Origin of the sequence: Mycobacterium dioxanotrophicus (assembly GCF_002157835.1) — a bacterium.
GTDB lineage: Bacteria > Actinomycetota > Actinomycetes > Mycobacteriales > Mycobacteriaceae > Mycobacterium > Mycobacterium dioxanotrophicus.
This window is the reverse complement of record NZ_CP020809.1, coordinates 1,278,184-1,292,783: the sequence shown is the minus strand read 5'-3', so window position 1 is coordinate 1,292,783 and position 14,600 is coordinate 1,278,184. Positions and strand designations below refer to the sequence as shown.

General features: G+C 67.4%; 14 protein-coding genes. 9 read left to right on the top strand and 5 right to left on the bottom strand.

Features of this window, described 5'->3' with window-relative positions; genetic code table 11:
- The first annotated feature begins 59 nt into the window (after positions 1-59).
- The 6 genes from BTO20_RS06350 to BTO20_RS06325 all read left to right on the top strand — a co-directional run bounded on the left by BTO20_RS06350 (position 60) and on the right by BTO20_RS06325 (position 4,079).
- A complete protein-coding gene (locus tag BTO20_RS06350) occupies positions 60-812 on the top strand; it encodes an SDR family oxidoreductase (RefSeq protein ID WP_087074321.1) in 753 nt (250 codons plus the stop codon).
- Complete coding sequence (locus BTO20_RS06345; protein ID WP_087074319.1) at positions 812-1,984, top strand: Cmx/CmrA family chloramphenicol efflux MFS transporter; 1,173 nt, start codon at positions 812-814, stop codon at positions 1,982-1,984. Before BTO20_RS06350 ends, BTO20_RS06345 begins: the two co-directional genes overlap by 1 nt.
- A gap of 47 nt (positions 1,985-2,031) precedes the next feature.
- Positions 2,032-2,256: a hypothetical protein gene (locus tag BTO20_RS06340; protein WP_408632156.1), complete on the top strand. Its 225-nt coding sequence runs from the start codon at positions 2,032-2,034 to the stop codon at positions 2,254-2,256.
- Between the two features lie 96 nt (positions 2,257-2,352).
- On the top strand, positions 2,353-3,495 hold the full coding sequence (locus BTO20_RS06335) for an inorganic phosphate transporter (protein ID WP_087074317.1): 1,143 nt from the start codon (positions 2,353-2,355) through the stop codon (positions 3,493-3,495).
- A gap of 9 nt (positions 3,496-3,504) precedes the next feature.
- Positions 3,505-3,789 (top strand): hypothetical protein, encoded by a 285-nt coding sequence (locus tag BTO20_RS06330; protein ID WP_087074315.1) that lies wholly within the window; start codon positions 3,505-3,507, stop codon positions 3,787-3,789.
- Positions 3,790-3,800: 11 nt separating this feature from the next.
- The gene (locus BTO20_RS06325) at positions 3,801-4,079 is read left to right on the top strand and encodes a DUF3349 domain-containing protein (RefSeq protein WP_087074313.1); all 279 of its coding nucleotides are present in this window, start codon (positions 3,801-3,803) and stop codon (positions 4,077-4,079) included.
- Here BTO20_RS06325 and BTO20_RS06320 read toward each other — a convergent pair.
- Positions 4,076-5,746, bottom strand: a complete 1,671-nt coding sequence (locus BTO20_RS06320) for a DUF7937 domain-containing protein (protein WP_087074311.1) — start codon at positions 5,744-5,746, stop codon at positions 4,076-4,078. The genes BTO20_RS06325 and BTO20_RS06320 overlap by 4 nt on opposite strands.
- A gap of 209 nt (positions 5,747-5,955) precedes the next feature.
- Between BTO20_RS06320 and BTO20_RS06315 the strand changes: the two genes are divergently transcribed.
- The gene (locus BTO20_RS06315) at positions 5,956-7,773 is read left to right on the top strand and encodes a hypothetical protein (protein WP_232491062.1); all 1,818 of its coding nucleotides are present in this window, start codon (positions 5,956-5,958) and stop codon (positions 7,771-7,773) included.
- Between the two features lie 4 nt (positions 7,774-7,777).
- On the opposite strand, the gene BTO20_RS39195 is transcribed toward BTO20_RS06315, so the two are convergent.
- A complete protein-coding gene (locus BTO20_RS39195) occupies positions 7,778-8,086 on the bottom strand; it encodes a hypothetical protein (RefSeq protein ID WP_157680148.1) in 309 nt (102 codons plus the stop codon).
- Between the two features lie 387 nt (positions 8,087-8,473).
- Here BTO20_RS39195 and BTO20_RS06305 point away from each other — a divergent pair, with 387 nt between their 5' ends.
- Both BTO20_RS06305 and BTO20_RS06300 read left to right on the top strand, forming a co-directional pair.
- Positions 8,474-10,045 (top strand): APC family permease, encoded by a 1,572-nt coding sequence (locus tag BTO20_RS06305; protein WP_087081690.1) that lies wholly within the window; start codon positions 8,474-8,476, stop codon positions 10,043-10,045.
- 181 nt (positions 10,046-10,226) lie between these two features.
- Positions 10,227-11,474 (top strand): MFS transporter, encoded by a 1,248-nt coding sequence (locus tag BTO20_RS06300; RefSeq protein ID WP_087074308.1) that lies wholly within the window; start codon positions 10,227-10,229, stop codon positions 11,472-11,474.
- A gap of 61 nt (positions 11,475-11,535) precedes the next feature.
- Here the strand turns inward: BTO20_RS06300 and BTO20_RS06295 are convergent, their stop codons facing one another.
- The 3 genes from BTO20_RS06295 to BTO20_RS06285 form a co-directional block, all read right to left on the bottom strand.
- On the bottom strand, positions 11,536-12,561 hold the full coding sequence (locus tag BTO20_RS06295; protein WP_087074306.1) for a zinc-dependent alcohol dehydrogenase: 1,026 nt from the start codon (positions 12,559-12,561) through the stop codon (positions 11,536-11,538).
- Positions 12,562-12,772: 211 nt separating this feature from the next.
- Complete coding sequence (locus tag BTO20_RS06290) at positions 12,773-13,393, bottom strand: nucleoside/nucleotide kinase family protein (protein ID WP_157680147.1); 621 nt, start codon at positions 13,391-13,393, stop codon at positions 12,773-12,775.
- Positions 13,394-13,433: 40 nt separating this feature from the next.
- Complete coding sequence (locus tag BTO20_RS06285) at positions 13,434-14,489, bottom strand: glycoside hydrolase family 3 N-terminal domain-containing protein (RefSeq protein ID WP_087074302.1); 1,056 nt, start codon at positions 14,487-14,489, stop codon at positions 13,434-13,436.
- Positions 14,490-14,600: the final 111 nt, after the last annotated feature.

The following is a 14,600-nucleotide window of genomic DNA, read 5'->3' as shown; positions in this document are numbered from 1 at the left end:
GCTCGTTCCATAATGTGCTACCGTCGAATTATGTAACGCCCACTAAAGAAAGGTTGAGCATGTCAACGCTGACAGGAAAGACGGCAGTCGTGACCGGAGGTGGCCGCGGGATCGGACGCGCGATCGCTCAGCGTCTTGCGGCCGACGGGGCCCGGGTCGGCGTGCATTTCGGCACTCGCGCCGAGGCCGCCGAGCAGACCGTCCACCAGATCCGCGAGGCCGGCGGGTCGGCGTTCTCGTTCGGGGCGAAACTCGGCGAACCCGGCGATGCGGAGCGCTTGTGGACGGCATTCGACGAGCACGACGAGGGCGTCGACATCTTGGTCAACAATGCAGGAATCCTCGGCAGCCGCACCTCTTTCACCGACCTCACCCGCGAGGCATACGAGAATGTGTTCGCCGTCAACACCACAGCGCCGGTATTCGTCACGCAGCAAGGCCTGAGTCGACTGCGCGACGGCGGACGAATCGTCAATCTCTCCACGCGGTTCACCCACGGAATGCGGATCCCCGAACTGCTGACGTACGCAATGTCGAAAGCCGCGATCGACGCCTTCACCGCCACATTGGCCAAAGATCTTGCGCCCCGGGGCATCACGGTCAATGCCGTGGGGCCGGGCAGCGTCGACACCGACATGAACGCCGCGCGATTGGCCACCCCCGAGGGCCGCGCCGCCGTAGCGGCACAGTCACCGTTCAACCGGGTCGCTCAGCCGGAAGACATCGCCGACATCGTGGCCTTCCTCGCATCCGAGGACGCACGGTGGGTCACCGGCCAGTGGATCGATGCGACCGGCGGGTCGATGCTCTGATGCCGGCCGCGGTCTGGTTGATCGGATTCGCCATATTCGCCCAGGGCACAAGCGAACTCGTCCTGGCCGGCCTGATACCGGGGCTCGCAGCAGACCTGTCGGTGAGCATTCCGCAAGCAGGCCTGCTGATCTCGGGATTCGCGCTGGGGATGCTCGTCGGCGCGCCGGTGCTCGCCATCGCGACGTTGCGGCTGCCGCGCAGACTGACGATGCTGGCCTTCCTCGCCGTGTTCATCACGGCCCATGTCGTCGGTGCCCTGACGAGTGACTACGCCATCCTGTTCACCACCCGCTTTGTGGCAGCGTTCGTCTACGCCGGGTTCTGGGCCGTCGGCAGCAGCGCCGCCATGGCCGTGGTCGCCCCGGAACTGCGCGGTCGGGCGATGAGCATCGTCGCCGGCGGGCTGACGGTGGCCATGGTGATCGGACTGCCGGCAGGCACCTGGATCGGCGAGCACCTGGGCTGGCGCGGGACCTTCTGGGCCATCACCGGATTGAGTGTCGTGGCCGGTGGGGCGATCCTGTTCGGTGTACGCGACAGGCGACCTGAGACGCCCGCACGCGCATCAGCGGAGATCCGTGGGCTCGCGACACCGAGACTGTGGCTGTCCTACAGCATGACGGCGGTGTCGACCGCTGCGCTGCTGGGGACCTTCTCCTATCTCGCCGCAATGCTGACGAGCACCACCGGACTGCAGCCACAGTGGGTGCCGTTCGTGCTGCTGACCTACGGCGTCGGGTCGGTGGTCGGGATTGTCTTCGGCGGCAGGATCGCCGATCGTCGACCGCTGGGTGTTCTCGCCGCAGGGTTCACCGGACTTCTCGTCGCGTCGGTCTTCATCGCGGTGACGGCATCTCACGTCGTCCCGGTTGTCGTCGGCGTGTTCCTGCTCGGCATCGCTGGTTTCGGGACCAATCCGGTGCTCAACTCGCGGGTGGTCGGGCTCGCGCCGGCAGCCCCGACACTGTCGATGGCGGGCAATGTCTCGGCGTTCAACGTCGGCATCAGCGCCGGGCCATGGCTGGGCGGCATCGCAATCAGCGCGGGCCTCGGCTACCCCGCCGTCGCGTGGATCGGTGCCACGCTCGCGGCGGTGGCGCTGGCATTTCTGGCCGGCGAGGTGCGCAGCACTACGGCCAATCGTGATCAGCGCCAGCCGGTCTCGGTGTAGCCGTACGGTGGATGGTGATCGCGCGTCCCGCCGAAAGGATGTCTGCAGTGACCAAGAAGCGCTGGAACGACCTGTCCCCGACCGCCAAGGTGGCCATCATCGGGTTAGCCGCGGTCGACGCCGGCCTGCGGGCCTGGGCCCTGCGTGATCTGGCAAGCCGTGACGCCGACCACGTCAACGGTCCCAAGTGGGCCTGGGGTGGTGCGCTCGGGCTGCTCAGCACGTCGGGCGTAGTTCCCGTCGTCTATCTGGTGGCTGGTCGCAAGTCCTGACGAATGGGCTATCAGGCCCCCGCCCGGGCGATAGTGATGCAGCCCTCGGCCAGCTAATTAGGTTTTCACACCATTGCTGTTCCACAATTGTTTACCGTGTCTTTACAGTTCCTCCTGCTCTGCATCGTCGTGATCACGGCACTGATATTCGATTTCACCAACGGATTTCATGACACCGGCAATGCGATGGCGACGTCGATCGCGAGCGGGGCACTGAAGCCACGGACCGCTGTCGGCCTCTCGGCAGTACTCAACCTCGTCGGGGCGTTCCTTTCCACCGCGGTGGCGGCGACCATCGCGAAAGGCCTGGTCGATGCCAATCTCGTCAGCCTGGAGCTGGTGTTCGCCGGCCTGGTCGGCGGGATCGTCTGGAACCTGTTCACCTGGCTGTTGGGTATCCCGTCGAGCTCGTCGCACGCCCTCATCGGCGGCATCGTCGGCGCCATGATCGCGGCGGTCGGCGGACACGGCGTCATCTGGCACGGACTCGTCTCGACGGTCATCGTGCCCGCCGTGTTGTCCCCGCTGATCGCCGGCGTCGTGGCGGGTATCGCCAGCTGGCTGGTCTACCGCCTGATCCGCGGACTGCCCGAGGACCGCACCGCCGCCGGGTTCCGGTACGGCCAGATCGGATCGGCGTCGCTGATCTCACTGGCACACGGCACCAACGACGCCCAGAAGACGATGGGCATCATCTTCCTGGCCCTCATCTCCTACGGCAGCGTCGCCGAGTCCGCGACGATGCCGCCGTTCTGGGTCGTCGTCGCATGCGCGATCGCGATCGCGCTGGGCACCCTGTCCGGCGGTTGGCGCGTCATCCGCACCTTGGGCAAGGGCCTCGTCGACACCGCGGCCCCGCAGGGCATGGCCGCCGAATGCGCCTCGGCGGCAACGATTCTCCTGTCGAGCCATTTCGGATACTCGCTGTCGACCACGCATGTGGCCACCGGGTCGATCCTCGGTAGCGGCGTGGGCAGGCGCACCGAGGTGCGGTGGAGCGTCGCCGGCAAGATGGCCACGGCCTGGTTGATCACGCTGCCTGCCGCGGGCCTGGTCGGCGCGCTGACCTACTACCTGGTGCACGGGATCGGCGGATTCTTGGGCCCGCTCATCGGATTCCTGGTGCTCGTCGGGTCGGCGGTGCCCATCTGGATCAAGTCACGCAAGCCACCGATCGACCACAACAACGTCAACGACGCCTGGGAAGGCAGCCTGACCGGCACGGTCGAGGCTAAGTAGGGACATCACATGAACCACTGGATCAATCTCGTGGCCGTCGGCAAGATCCTGCTGTTCGGCTTGGTTTTGGGTGCTGCCGTGCCGACGCTGTTCGCCCTCGGACTGCGGCTCAACATCACCGCCACGGCCGACGGCCGGTCGAACTCCGGTCGCGCCCGGCTCATGCTCGGCCTCAGCTGGGCGATCTTCGCTCTGGTAGTGGTCGTCGTCATCACCGGCGTGCTGTTCATCGCCAACAACTTCATCGGCCACCGCACCGGCGTCTACCTGTTCGGCAACGGGTCGCACAAGTAGTTGGCCCAGCGCTGAACACGTTTCTCGCCAGGATCGTGGCTTGGATCACCGCCGGCTACCCGGAGGGTGTTCCCGGCCCGGACCGAGTTCCGCTGCTCGCGCTGCTGCGGCGCCGCTTGACCGATGACGAGGTCCGAACCATCGCCGGAGAGCTGATGGGCCTCGGCGATTTCGACGAGGCTGACATCGGGGCGCTGATCATGCAGATCACCGACGAGCTGCCCGGCCCGCTCGACGTCGACCGGGTCCGCGACCGGCTGGCGGCGTCTGGTTGGCCCCGGTGCGACTAGCCGGGGCGCGACGAGCCGCCGTCTGACGGCGGCGGCCATCCCGAACTGGGCCGACGCTGGATGCGCAGGGTCGTCGTGGCTGCTTGGAACTCGGTGGTCGGCGCCACGGGCAGCACCGTCGTCGAATCGTCCTTCAAACGTGCGATTCTCGGCATGGCCGTGGCTTGCGGCTGACGCGCGACCGTCGGAGGCGCGGAGACGTCGGCGGCCGCGGGCGGTGGCGTGGATTTTGCGGGCTTGGCGGTCCGCGCGTCGCGACGGACCAGGTAACCGGCCAACGGGCCGGTGAACAGCATCACGGCCAGCACCGTGACGCTCAGCACGCACACCGCGACGTCGAAGGTGCTGGTGATCTGCTGGGCCAGGTTGTTGCCGTAGATCGCCGCGGGCGCCGCTTCGGCATACCGGGGTGCCAGGGCGACGCCGATCGCCACGTCAGCGACGGTGAAGACGAACAACACCGCGCTGAACGCGGCGGTCACCGTCGCCGAGATCACTCCCCGGTCCAGTTGCCGGTGCAGCCACCGCGCGATGAACCCGGTCACGAGGCTGAACACCGTCATCGCCACGCTGTCGTACAGCGCACGCGGAAGGTCCAAGGACAGCGCGATCACATAGTCGACGACGCGCAGCGCCGCGGCCGCGAACGACCAGAACGCGATGAGCGTCAGGCACTTCTGCGCAGCCCCGCGGTAGGCGCCGATGGTCGGCGGCTTGATCAGCAGGACGGCGTACAGCGTCGTCGGTGCGACGATCGCAGCGGCGGCCGCCCAGGCCAGGTAGCCCTCGTACCCCACCGCGGCGGTCGAGGTGTTCTCCGCGATGCCGTGAAAGGCGTCGATGTCTCGGCCGACCCCGAGCAGCCACACCAGCGTCGCCGCAACGGCACCCGAGACACCGATGGCGGTGGTGGCCAGCCGGGCCGCGGCGGTCCGCTCGGTCAGCCAGCGCGAGGCGATGACCAACGCGATCATCGCTTCCGCGCCGTAGAGCAGTGTCGTGACGATGACGGCGACATCATGGCCGCCGAAGGCCACATCGGTGACGAACAAATACCGCAGCCGCCAATACAGGTTGAACGCGACCGACAGCGTCGCCAACGCGATAGAGATGAAACCGATGATCCGCGCGACCGCATACCAGCGGCGAAACTTGTTGTGCTCGATGGTGATCGACGTGATGGGCGGCTGTGCTGCCAGCAGCGCGCCCGCGACGCCGAGCAGCATGCCGGGGCCGACTCCCGGCGGCACGGCACCGGTACCGCCGCTGTGGACCGTCTGCACCAGATGGAAGACCACGAACCCGATGACCACGACGAGGTAGGCGACGCTCAGCAGCAGCCGGACCCCGCCGGTGCGCCGGACATCCGGTTGCGCCGAGTTGAGCCGGAACGGCCCGACGTGCGGGGCGATTGCGGCCGCGACCGCCAACAGCGTCACGACGGCCAGCACGACGAACGTCGTCGCGTCGCTGTCCGGTACGCCAACGCCGAATTCGAGGTTCCACGGGAGCAACAAAGCGAGGACGAGGAGCGCGACGGCCACCCCGTCCCGCACCCTGTTCGCCCGGCTGGGGACATAGCCGACACGTGGGGACCGCGCCACGACAGGGGCAGCCGTGGTCGCCAACTGGACGGTGGCGGACGCGTCGTAACGCTGGTCGCTCACGTACCGATTCCCTTCTATGAGTGACGTCGCAAGACGATTCAACCAGCGTGCTCACTTTTGCTCTGGCGCACAAGCAGTGCCGACCGTGATCGATTTCATCCGGCCGGGCTCACCGAGGCTGTGCGGTAGCTTTGAGGAGTCGAAAAGCGCAGCACGGGGCAAGAAGCGTCGTACGCCCAACATATGCGTGAGATGAGGAGTGGTAACCGGTGGACGTAGTCCTCGGGGTGGCAGTCGCCGGGCGGGTCGCCCGCCTGGCGATGGTCGGTTCGCCCGCCAGTGGCGGCCAATTGTTGGACCAGTACGCGCTGGACCTGTCCGACGATGCGATGACGGAACTGGCCGACACCATCATCGGCACCTACCGCGAGGTGACCGAATCGGGCAACCGGGTCGCCGCGACGCGGTTGTGCCTGCCCGACCCGTCGGCTGCTGACACCCTGCGTCAGCGAGTGGCGAGCGCCGGGGTGCAGAACGTCGAGGCGGTGGCCGAGGCCGAGGCCGCAGCGGCATTGGCCCGCAGCGCCGGCGCGGACGCCGCACTGCTGCTGGCCGACGACGACACCGTGTCGTTGACCGTGGTCGGCGAAGACGAGCAGTCGACGTCCACGCTGGCATCGGTACCGCTCGGAGCCGCCGGTGCGGCCGTTGCGTGCGCGGCGGTCCTGCAACATGTGCCCGCGGCCGCGGCCCCGATGCGGGTGATGCTCGTCGGCCAACGCCTGGACCTGGATTCCGTTGCCGCAGAACTGCGTTCGACAGCGCCCGTCGAGGTGGCGCCGGATGCCGGTTACGCGATTGCGCGCGGCGCAGCCCAGACCGCCGATGGCTCGGGCTTCGCACCGGCCGGGGCGTCGACACAGATGGCGCCCGCGCTCGACGCGACACAGATGGCGCCTGCCGCAGCCGATGCCACGCAGATGGCCCCTCTTGGCGATGCGACTCAGATGGCGCCCACCGCGGGCGACGCCACGCAGATGGCGCCGGCAAGCGCACAAACCGAAGGCGCCGTCGGTCCGGATCTGGCCTACTCGCAGGAGGGCGGCGAGGAGCCGTGGGCCGACGAGATGCCGATGGAACCGCTGGGCGAGTTCGTCCCCGAGCAGGAGGACGAGGCGGAGTACACGACCGCCATCGCACCACCGGCGCCGCGGATGCTGCTCATGGGCAGTGCCGTCATGTTCGTGGTGGTGAGCTTCGCCACGCTGGCCGTCACCGTCGCGATCAACGTCCGGCCCACCGCCGACGTCGCCGCCCAGCCGGTGCCGCCCACGCAGGCGAACACGGTGCCGGGCCGCTACCTTCCGCCGGTTCCCCACCAGGCGGACCCGGTGGCACTGCCGGTGTCGGTGCTGACGCCGCCGCCTGCGGCCCCCGTCGTGCCGAACGTGCGTAGCAACGATCAGCCGGTTCAAGCGCCGGTGAACCCCGTGCCCGTGGCACCACAGCCCGCACCGGCTCCCCCGCCCATCGAGGTTCCGCCCGCGCCGGTCCCGGTGCCGATTCCGGCGCCGATCCCGGTCCCCATTCCGGTCCCGCCACTCGTGCCGCCGTGGACACCGCCGTGGACGTTCCCCACCACGCCGACGACTCCGCCCACGAGCACCACCACGACGCCGCCAACGACCACCACGACCACGACCCCGCCAACCACGACCACGACGCCGCCAACGACCACCACGACTGTGCCGACGACGACCACAACAGTGCCGTCGACCTCAACACCGACGGAGCCGTCGACGCCGACACACACCGTGACGACGACCTCCGTAGCGCCGGTGACCCCCAAAGAAGAGCCGACCTACACCGCGCCTGCCTACACGCCGCCGGCTCAGACGGCCGCACCGACACATGAGGCCCCGCAGACCACGGTCTATCAGCAGGAGCCGGCGTACGGCGGCGGTTCATCGGGGTCGTCCGGCAGTGGCTCGTCAGGGTCGTCCGGCGGGTCCTCCGGTGGCGGAAGTTCCAGCAGCGGTGGACATTCCGGCGAATCGCCGGTCACCACGGTGCCCGTCAGCCCGTAGCCTCTCAGTAATCGTGATTGGGGCACGCAACGTCGACGTACACCGTGACGAACGTGCCCGGACCGGGCTTCTGGTTGCCGGGGTTGTTCACGCCGGTGACCCAGCACTCCGACAGCGGCTTGGTGTCGAATCCGTTGGTCCAGTTGATCTGCACGGTGTAGCCCTGCGCCTCCAGATCGCTGATGACATCATCGGCGCCTGCTGACGCCATCGGCGCCGTCACAACCGCGGCCGCGCCCAGCAGCAGCGGGGCGCACAGCAACCAGATTCGCATCACGTTCTCCATGATCCGCGTGCCGGCTGGGAATGCCATTGCATGCACGCACTCTCGTGTTCAACCGGGCAAGCCACGCGGACGTCCGCCCATCCGAGGCGGAGCCGGTCGACCAGTCATGGCGGGTTCGCCGTATGCCCATGCCCACCGTCGTCGAGGCGCTCGAACTCCAGACAGTCGAAGAGGGGAAACACCGTATTCATCACGTTGTGCAGCGAGATGTCGACTGAGGCGCGAAATGCCCAAAACGTGTACGTTCGGCCGAAATTTAACACCCACCACGTGTCTTTCCAGAGGGTCGTGTCCGCAGAGAGACTGAGGTCACACCACGTTGACCGTTAGTCCGACGGCTTCCGACGAATGTAGGACGCCAGCCCGGTATGGCGGTCGACGACGTGCACCACGATCACCGAACGAGAGATGGCCATGTCCACTATCGACGAATCCGCACCGAGCGCGGAACACCGACCACACGACGCCCCCAGCGCCGCCGGTGCCGCCCACAACAGCGACGAAGCGCACCTCATCGCGGTTGGGTACAAGCCACAACTCGAACGCAGTCTGAGTTGGTTCTCGAACTTCGCGCTCGGATTCCTCTATCTGTCCCCCATGGTGGGCGTCGTGTCCATCTTCGCGATGGGCATCGCCGCAGCCGGTGGTGCCGCGATCTGGTGGATTCCGATCGTCGGCGTCGGCATGCTCCTCATCGCGCTGGTGTTCGGCGAGATCGTGTCGCAGTATCCCATCGCCGGTGGTATCTACCAGTGGGCCCGCCGGCTCTGGAGCGGTAAGTACGCCTGGCAGATGTCGTGGGTCTACGTCGGCAGCATCACCATGGGGATCACGACCACCGCCCTGTTCAGCTCGAACTTCATCGCGAGCCTGTTCCTCGGCACACCCGAGCAGCCGTCGGTCACGGCCTCGCCGCTGCAGCGGCTCGTCATCACTCTGGGCGTGCTGGTGTTCTGTCTGATCCTGAACCTGCGCGGGACGAAGGCGCTCGGTTTCATCACGAAGATCGGCCTCGTTGCCGAACTGACCGGCGTGGTCGGCGTCGGCACCTACCTGCTCATCTTCGAGCGCAAGAACTCGTTCGACATCTTCTTCTCCACACTCGGCAAGGCTTCCGAACACGGCCTGCTCTACGCCATGCTCGGCGCCTCGCTGGTGGGTTTGTACCTCTTCGGCGCGATCGAGTCCTGCGGCGAACTGGCCGAGGAGACGCCCAACCCCGCTCGTGCCATCCCCCGCGCGATGATTCTGACCGTGACCGTCGGCGGCGGCGCCGCGATGGTCGCCTTCGCGGGATTCGCACTGGCCACGCCCAATCTGGATGAGGTGCTCTCCGGCCAGGAGACCAACCCGATTCCGACCATGTTGCAGGCGACCCTCGGCACCGTGGGATCGAAGATCTTCCTGCTCATCGCGGTGATCTCGTTCATCGCCGGCGTCATGGGACAACAGACTGCCGTGAGCCGCTTCGTGTTCTCGATGGCCCGTGACGGCATGTTCCCCGGCAGCCACGTCATCTCGAAGACCGCGGGCAGGCACCACACGCCGGTCAGCGCGTTGCTGATCACCAACGTGCTGCCCGCCCTCGTCGTGGTGTTCGTGTACTTCTCCCCCGACTCATTGTTCCGGCTGGCGGGCTTCCAGACGCTCGCGATCTACGTCGCCTTCATGATGGTCGTCTTCGCTGCCCTACGCGCCCGGATGAAGGGCTGGCGGCCCGCCGGATCCTGGAACCTCGGCAGGTTCGGTCTGCCGGTCAACATCCTGGCCCTCGCCTACGGGATCTTCGCCATGGTGATCCTCGCCCGTCCCGACAACACACAGGCGGACTTCTTCGATCGGTGGATCGCGTTGATCGGTTTGCTCGTCGTCGTCATCACCGGACTGGCCTACCTCCTCATCGCCAAGCCCGAACGCAAATCGGACGCCCCTGAAGGCGATGCAATCGAAATCGCCAACATGCTGCGCGCCCAACGCAGTCGGTAATCGACTGCTGGAGCACCACACTCGGGTAGAACGCCGCGGTTCTTTCGCGGCGTTCTACCCGAGCCGTTCGCCTCGACGTGCATTCCCGCGCCGCAATCGCAGCGTGGGTCCGTCGACGTTGTAGGCCCACACACTTGATTAGAGAGGCCGTGCCTTCGCCGGCCGCGAACGAAGGAACATAATGACCGGCCGACTGGAACCGCGGACCGCACTACCCCGTGCCCGGATCGCGGTGTCGGCGCTATTTGTCACCTACGGCCTCGCCGTGTCCAGCTGGGCTGTGCACATCCCCGCCGTCCAAGACCGAACCGGAGTCTCGACGGCGATGCTGGGCACGATGCTCCTGCTGCTCGGCGCCGGCGCGCTGGCCGGCATGCAACTCGCCGGGCCACTGATCGGCCGGATCGGCGCGCCGCTGCTCGGGGTCGTAGGCGGACTCACTGCGTCGGCCGCCCTGGCCGTGCCTTTGACCGCCACCAATCCCGTCGTCCTCGGCACCGGTCTGTTCATCTTCGGCGCGACCGGCGGCCTGCTCGACATCGCCATGAACGCGCACGCTGTGTACGTCGAACGCCGGTACGGCCGCGCAGTCATGTCCTCCTTCCACGGTGCGTTCTCGATCGGCAACATCGCGGGCGCAGCCTCCGGAACCGCTTTGATCGCCCTCGGTGCCGGTCCGATCACGTCGGCGCTGGTCGCGACCCTGGGGTGTGCGACGCTGATTCTGGTGTCTTCGCCCTGGTTGCTACGCGGTCCACATGCCGAACCGGGCACCCGTCGCGAGTCGTGCCAGCTCGCCCACGACGCCGTACCCACCCGCGCATCGGACAAGCTGCGGCGGGTTCTGACTCTGGGGACTCTGGCGTTCCTGTACTTCGTGTGCGAGGGTGCCGCCACTGACTGGAGCGGACTTCACGCCCGGCAGCACCTCGGCGCCGACGGCACGGCATCGGCCGTCACCTTCGCCGTGTTCGTCACCACCATGACGATCGGCCGGTTCACCGCCGATCGGCTCACCGACGCTCTCGGTGCCTTCCGGCTGCTACGCGCGGGCACAGTCCTGGCGATCGCCGGAATAACCGTGGTGCTCGTCTCGCCCTATCTGCCACTTACGTACGTCGGATGGGCGGTGTACGGGCTCGGCCTGGCCGGCTGCGTCCCGCTCGTCTTCTCCGCTACAGGAAGCCTGCCCGGGTCTACAGCGACGGATCTATCCCGCGTCGTCGGTATGGCCTACGTCGCCATGCTGGCGGGGCCGTCGGTGATCGGATGGGCTACGCGCGTCGTCCCGCTCAGTGCCGCCATGGGGATTCCACTCATCGCCTTGGGCATCTGCCTGACGATGTCACGGGCGATCCGGCAGCCGTCGACCGCGCCGCCCGCTGTTCCGCAACGCACCGGCTCGTCACCAACCGGAGCCGGCCGGTAAAATCCACCCGCACAACGGATCCTGACGTGCAGAGCACCTCGGCTCAACAGCACGTGCGCTGCTACCGCGGGTCGTCGACGAGGACCAGGATCTTGCCTGCGGCCTTCTGACCGCACAGGGCCACCTTGGCCTCCTCCCACTCGTCGAGCGGGTAGACGTCGGTGACGATCTTGGCGAACAGATCCTGATGACACTCAAGGAGTTTCAGCGCCAACGGAAACGTCCCTTTGGCGATGTACACGCCGTGGATCGAGATCTCCTTATCGACGATTGTCGACGGCGCAATCGTGACTTCGCCGACGCGATCGACACCGAAAACGAGAATTTCACCGCCCTTGGCGACGACCTGTAGTGCCGTCGGCAGCAACGTGCCGACGGCGTCGATCACGGTGGTGGCGCCGCGCTCTCCCACTACGGCGGCGATCTGCAATGAAGCGTCGCCGCCGCGGGGATCGACCACGTGGTCGGCACCGAGCTCGCGAGCCAGACCGGCACGCGCGGGATCCGGTTCCGTCACGACGAGCGGGTGTACGCCTGCCAACTTCGCCATAACGGTGAACAGCAGCCCGATCGGCCCGGCGCCCAGCACGACGGCCGGCTCGCCGGGCGACCAGCGAGCACGCGTGGTGCCGTTGAGAATGCAGGCGAGCGGTTCAGCGAGAACGGCAACGTGCGGTTGCAGACCGTTAGGCACGGGATGCACGAATTCCTCAGGAACCCAAATCTTTTCAGTCAATCCTCCGTCGCTGACCGCACCGATGTGGTCGAAGCGGTCACACAGGTTGATCAGGCCTCGCCGGCATGACTGACATGTACGGCAGGGATAGTTGGGAACCACCACGACGACGTCGCCGGCGGTGAAACGGCCGCTGTCTCCCGGTTCGACGATGCGTCCGACGATCTCGTGGCCGAGCACCGTGTCGGGCGTACATGGCATTCGCGGTGGGTCAGTCATGGTGCGCGCGTCGGAGCCACACAGACCACAGGCGATGACCGCGATCAGCGATTCGTTCGGGCCACCCGGCCGAGGTTCTGCCCGCTGGGTGAGCTCGACGTGCGACGGGGAGGTGAAGACGACGGCTTTCACACTGACCTCTTTCGTAGGGGCACGTGCGGTGGATGCACACGTGGGCGAGAATTCCTCGACGCGCGCTGCTGGATCCGAATTACGCTATCGGCCTCGAACATTCGGCGGAAGTGACACCGCGTGAACCCTTCCGGCGCGCCGACTTCCCGCGGCGTGTAGGGGCGTGCGGGTGCATAGACCGCCACGTCAGTGGGGCGACAGTCGGCGGGCATCAGCCAAACCGGGCGTATACCGCTGCGGGCGGCGACGGGCGTCCGGCTCCCCATACGAACGCAATAGCCCGTTGCCAAGGCTGATCCCTATCCAGGTGATCTCGTTCGGCCCGCATCCAGTCCGCGACGAATCCCTGTGGGTCGCGGTCGAGTTCGACAGTGCGGCGCATCGCCAGGTCCTCGTCGGTGTCCACCCAGATCGAGGCGTGCAACCAGGGCACCAACTCGCAACGACCGGCTCCGACGCCCTCGACGAGCACCGTGTGGGTACGGGCGGGAACATCGATGGATCCCGCCCTGCCCCGCTGCATCCAGACAGGCGGAACGTAGGACACGGGCGCGCCATGTCGGTTCAGGGGTGCGAGGATGCCCTCGACGAGCAGCAGCGTCCAGTCGAAGAACGAGTGGTGCCAGGCGATGTCGTCGGTGTGCACGATCGCGACGCTGGGGTCGTCGTCCGCCAGGATCGTCGCCAGCGATGTCTTGCCCGACCGGCTGCGCCCGTCGATCGCCACGACCACCGGCGCGGGATCGCGTCGCGGCGCACGGTCCACCACCTCGCGGAGGAAGTCGGCGGCGGCTCGAACCTGCCAGTGTTCATCGGGTGGCGGTGCCGTCACCGTGAGCCCACCCGATCCGTGCGCACCGTGCGATTCATCGTCAACCGGAGAGGGCGGCATCGCGGGTGAGCAGACTGCTGGTTCTGCGGACCGCGTCGGCCGCGCGCGCCAGCTGCGATCGGGACAGCCGACCGGAGCGGACTCCTTCCGCGATCCCGTCGGCAACCTCGGAGACCGAGCTCCCGCCGGGGACCAGCATCAGCTGCACTCCGGCCGCGACGGCCGCCACCGCGACGCCGGCGACACCGCGGCCGAGCATGGTGCTTTCGGCGCTGAGGTCGTCGCTGACGACCAGTCCGGAGAAGCCGAGCTCGTGGCGCAGCAGGTCGACGACGACCCGGGAGGTGGCGGCCGGAGACTCGGGGTCGATGGCGGTCACCGTGACGGGGCCGAGCATCACCGCCGCGGCGCCACCGTCGACCAGGGCGCGGAAGGGCAGCAGGTGGTGCAGCACCTCGTCCTGGTTGATCGTCAACGCGACCCGCTCGTGGACCGGGTCGCCGATGAGGCGCGGGTGGCCCGGGAAATGCTTGGCGGTGGCGATTATCCCGGCCCGTTGGGCGGCGGCCAGGTAGCGCAGGCCGACGGATGCCGTGCGGGTATGGTCCTCGACCATCACACGGCCATCCAGCCAAGCGTTGGGGCCACTGAGCGTGTCCACGACTGGTCCCAGGAACATCGTCACGCCGAGTCGGCGCGCCGCGACAGCGTGGGCGGTGAACGCCGCGTCGAGCTCGGCGTCGCTCATCGTCGAGGCCGCCACAGCGGTCGGCAGCGGCGGGCAGAGGTGTTCCAGGCGTTGCACGCCGCCGCTTTCGGCGTCGACGGCGACGATGACCTCCGCGCCGGCCGATTCGCGCACAGCGGCAGCGAAGGCCTCGACGTCGGCGGCTGTCTCTGATCGACGCCTGCCGGGGCCGATCCGACGCACCGCATACTCCTCGGCACTGGAGGCCAGGAACACACCGCGCCCGCCGTGGGTCAGGAAGGATTCCAGCCAGCCGTCGACCCGTGGGGTATGGACCGTCGGCAGCAGAACGGCGTGAGCATCGGCCTCGACAGGCCGGTCGACCGTCAGGTCGTTGATGATGCTCATGATGCTCCCCCTCCGTTTCTGTTGCGCGGCAGGCACGTTGGTGCCGGAATGTGGGCCGGGGGGGACGTCCGGGTGCGGGCCGGTCCGCCGACACTGTCCTTTCGTAACTTA

Coding starts and splice junctions, on each gene's coding strand:
- BTO20_RS06350 (WP_087074321.1), top strand. CDS start 60: ATGTCAACGCTGACAGGAAAGACGGCAGTCGTGACCGGAGGTGGCCGC.
- BTO20_RS06345 (WP_087074319.1), top strand. CDS start 812: ATGCCGGCCGCGGTCTGGTTGATCGGATTCGCCATATTCGCCCAGGGC.
- BTO20_RS06330 (WP_087074315.1), top strand. CDS start 3,505: ATGAACCACTGGATCAATCTCGTGGCCGTCGGCAAGATCCTGCTGTTC.
- BTO20_RS39195 (WP_157680148.1), bottom strand. CDS start 8,086: ATGGCATTCCCAGCCGGCACGCGGATCATGGAGAACGTGATGCGAATC.
- BTO20_RS06305 (WP_087081690.1), top strand. CDS start 8,474: ATGTCCACTATCGACGAATCCGCACCGAGCGCGGAACACCGACCACAC.
- BTO20_RS06300 (WP_087074308.1), top strand. CDS start 10,227: ATGACCGGCCGACTGGAACCGCGGACCGCACTACCCCGTGCCCGGATC.
- BTO20_RS06285 (WP_087074302.1), bottom strand. CDS start 14,489: ATGAGCATCATCAACGACCTGACGGTCGACCGGCCTGTCGAGGCCGAT.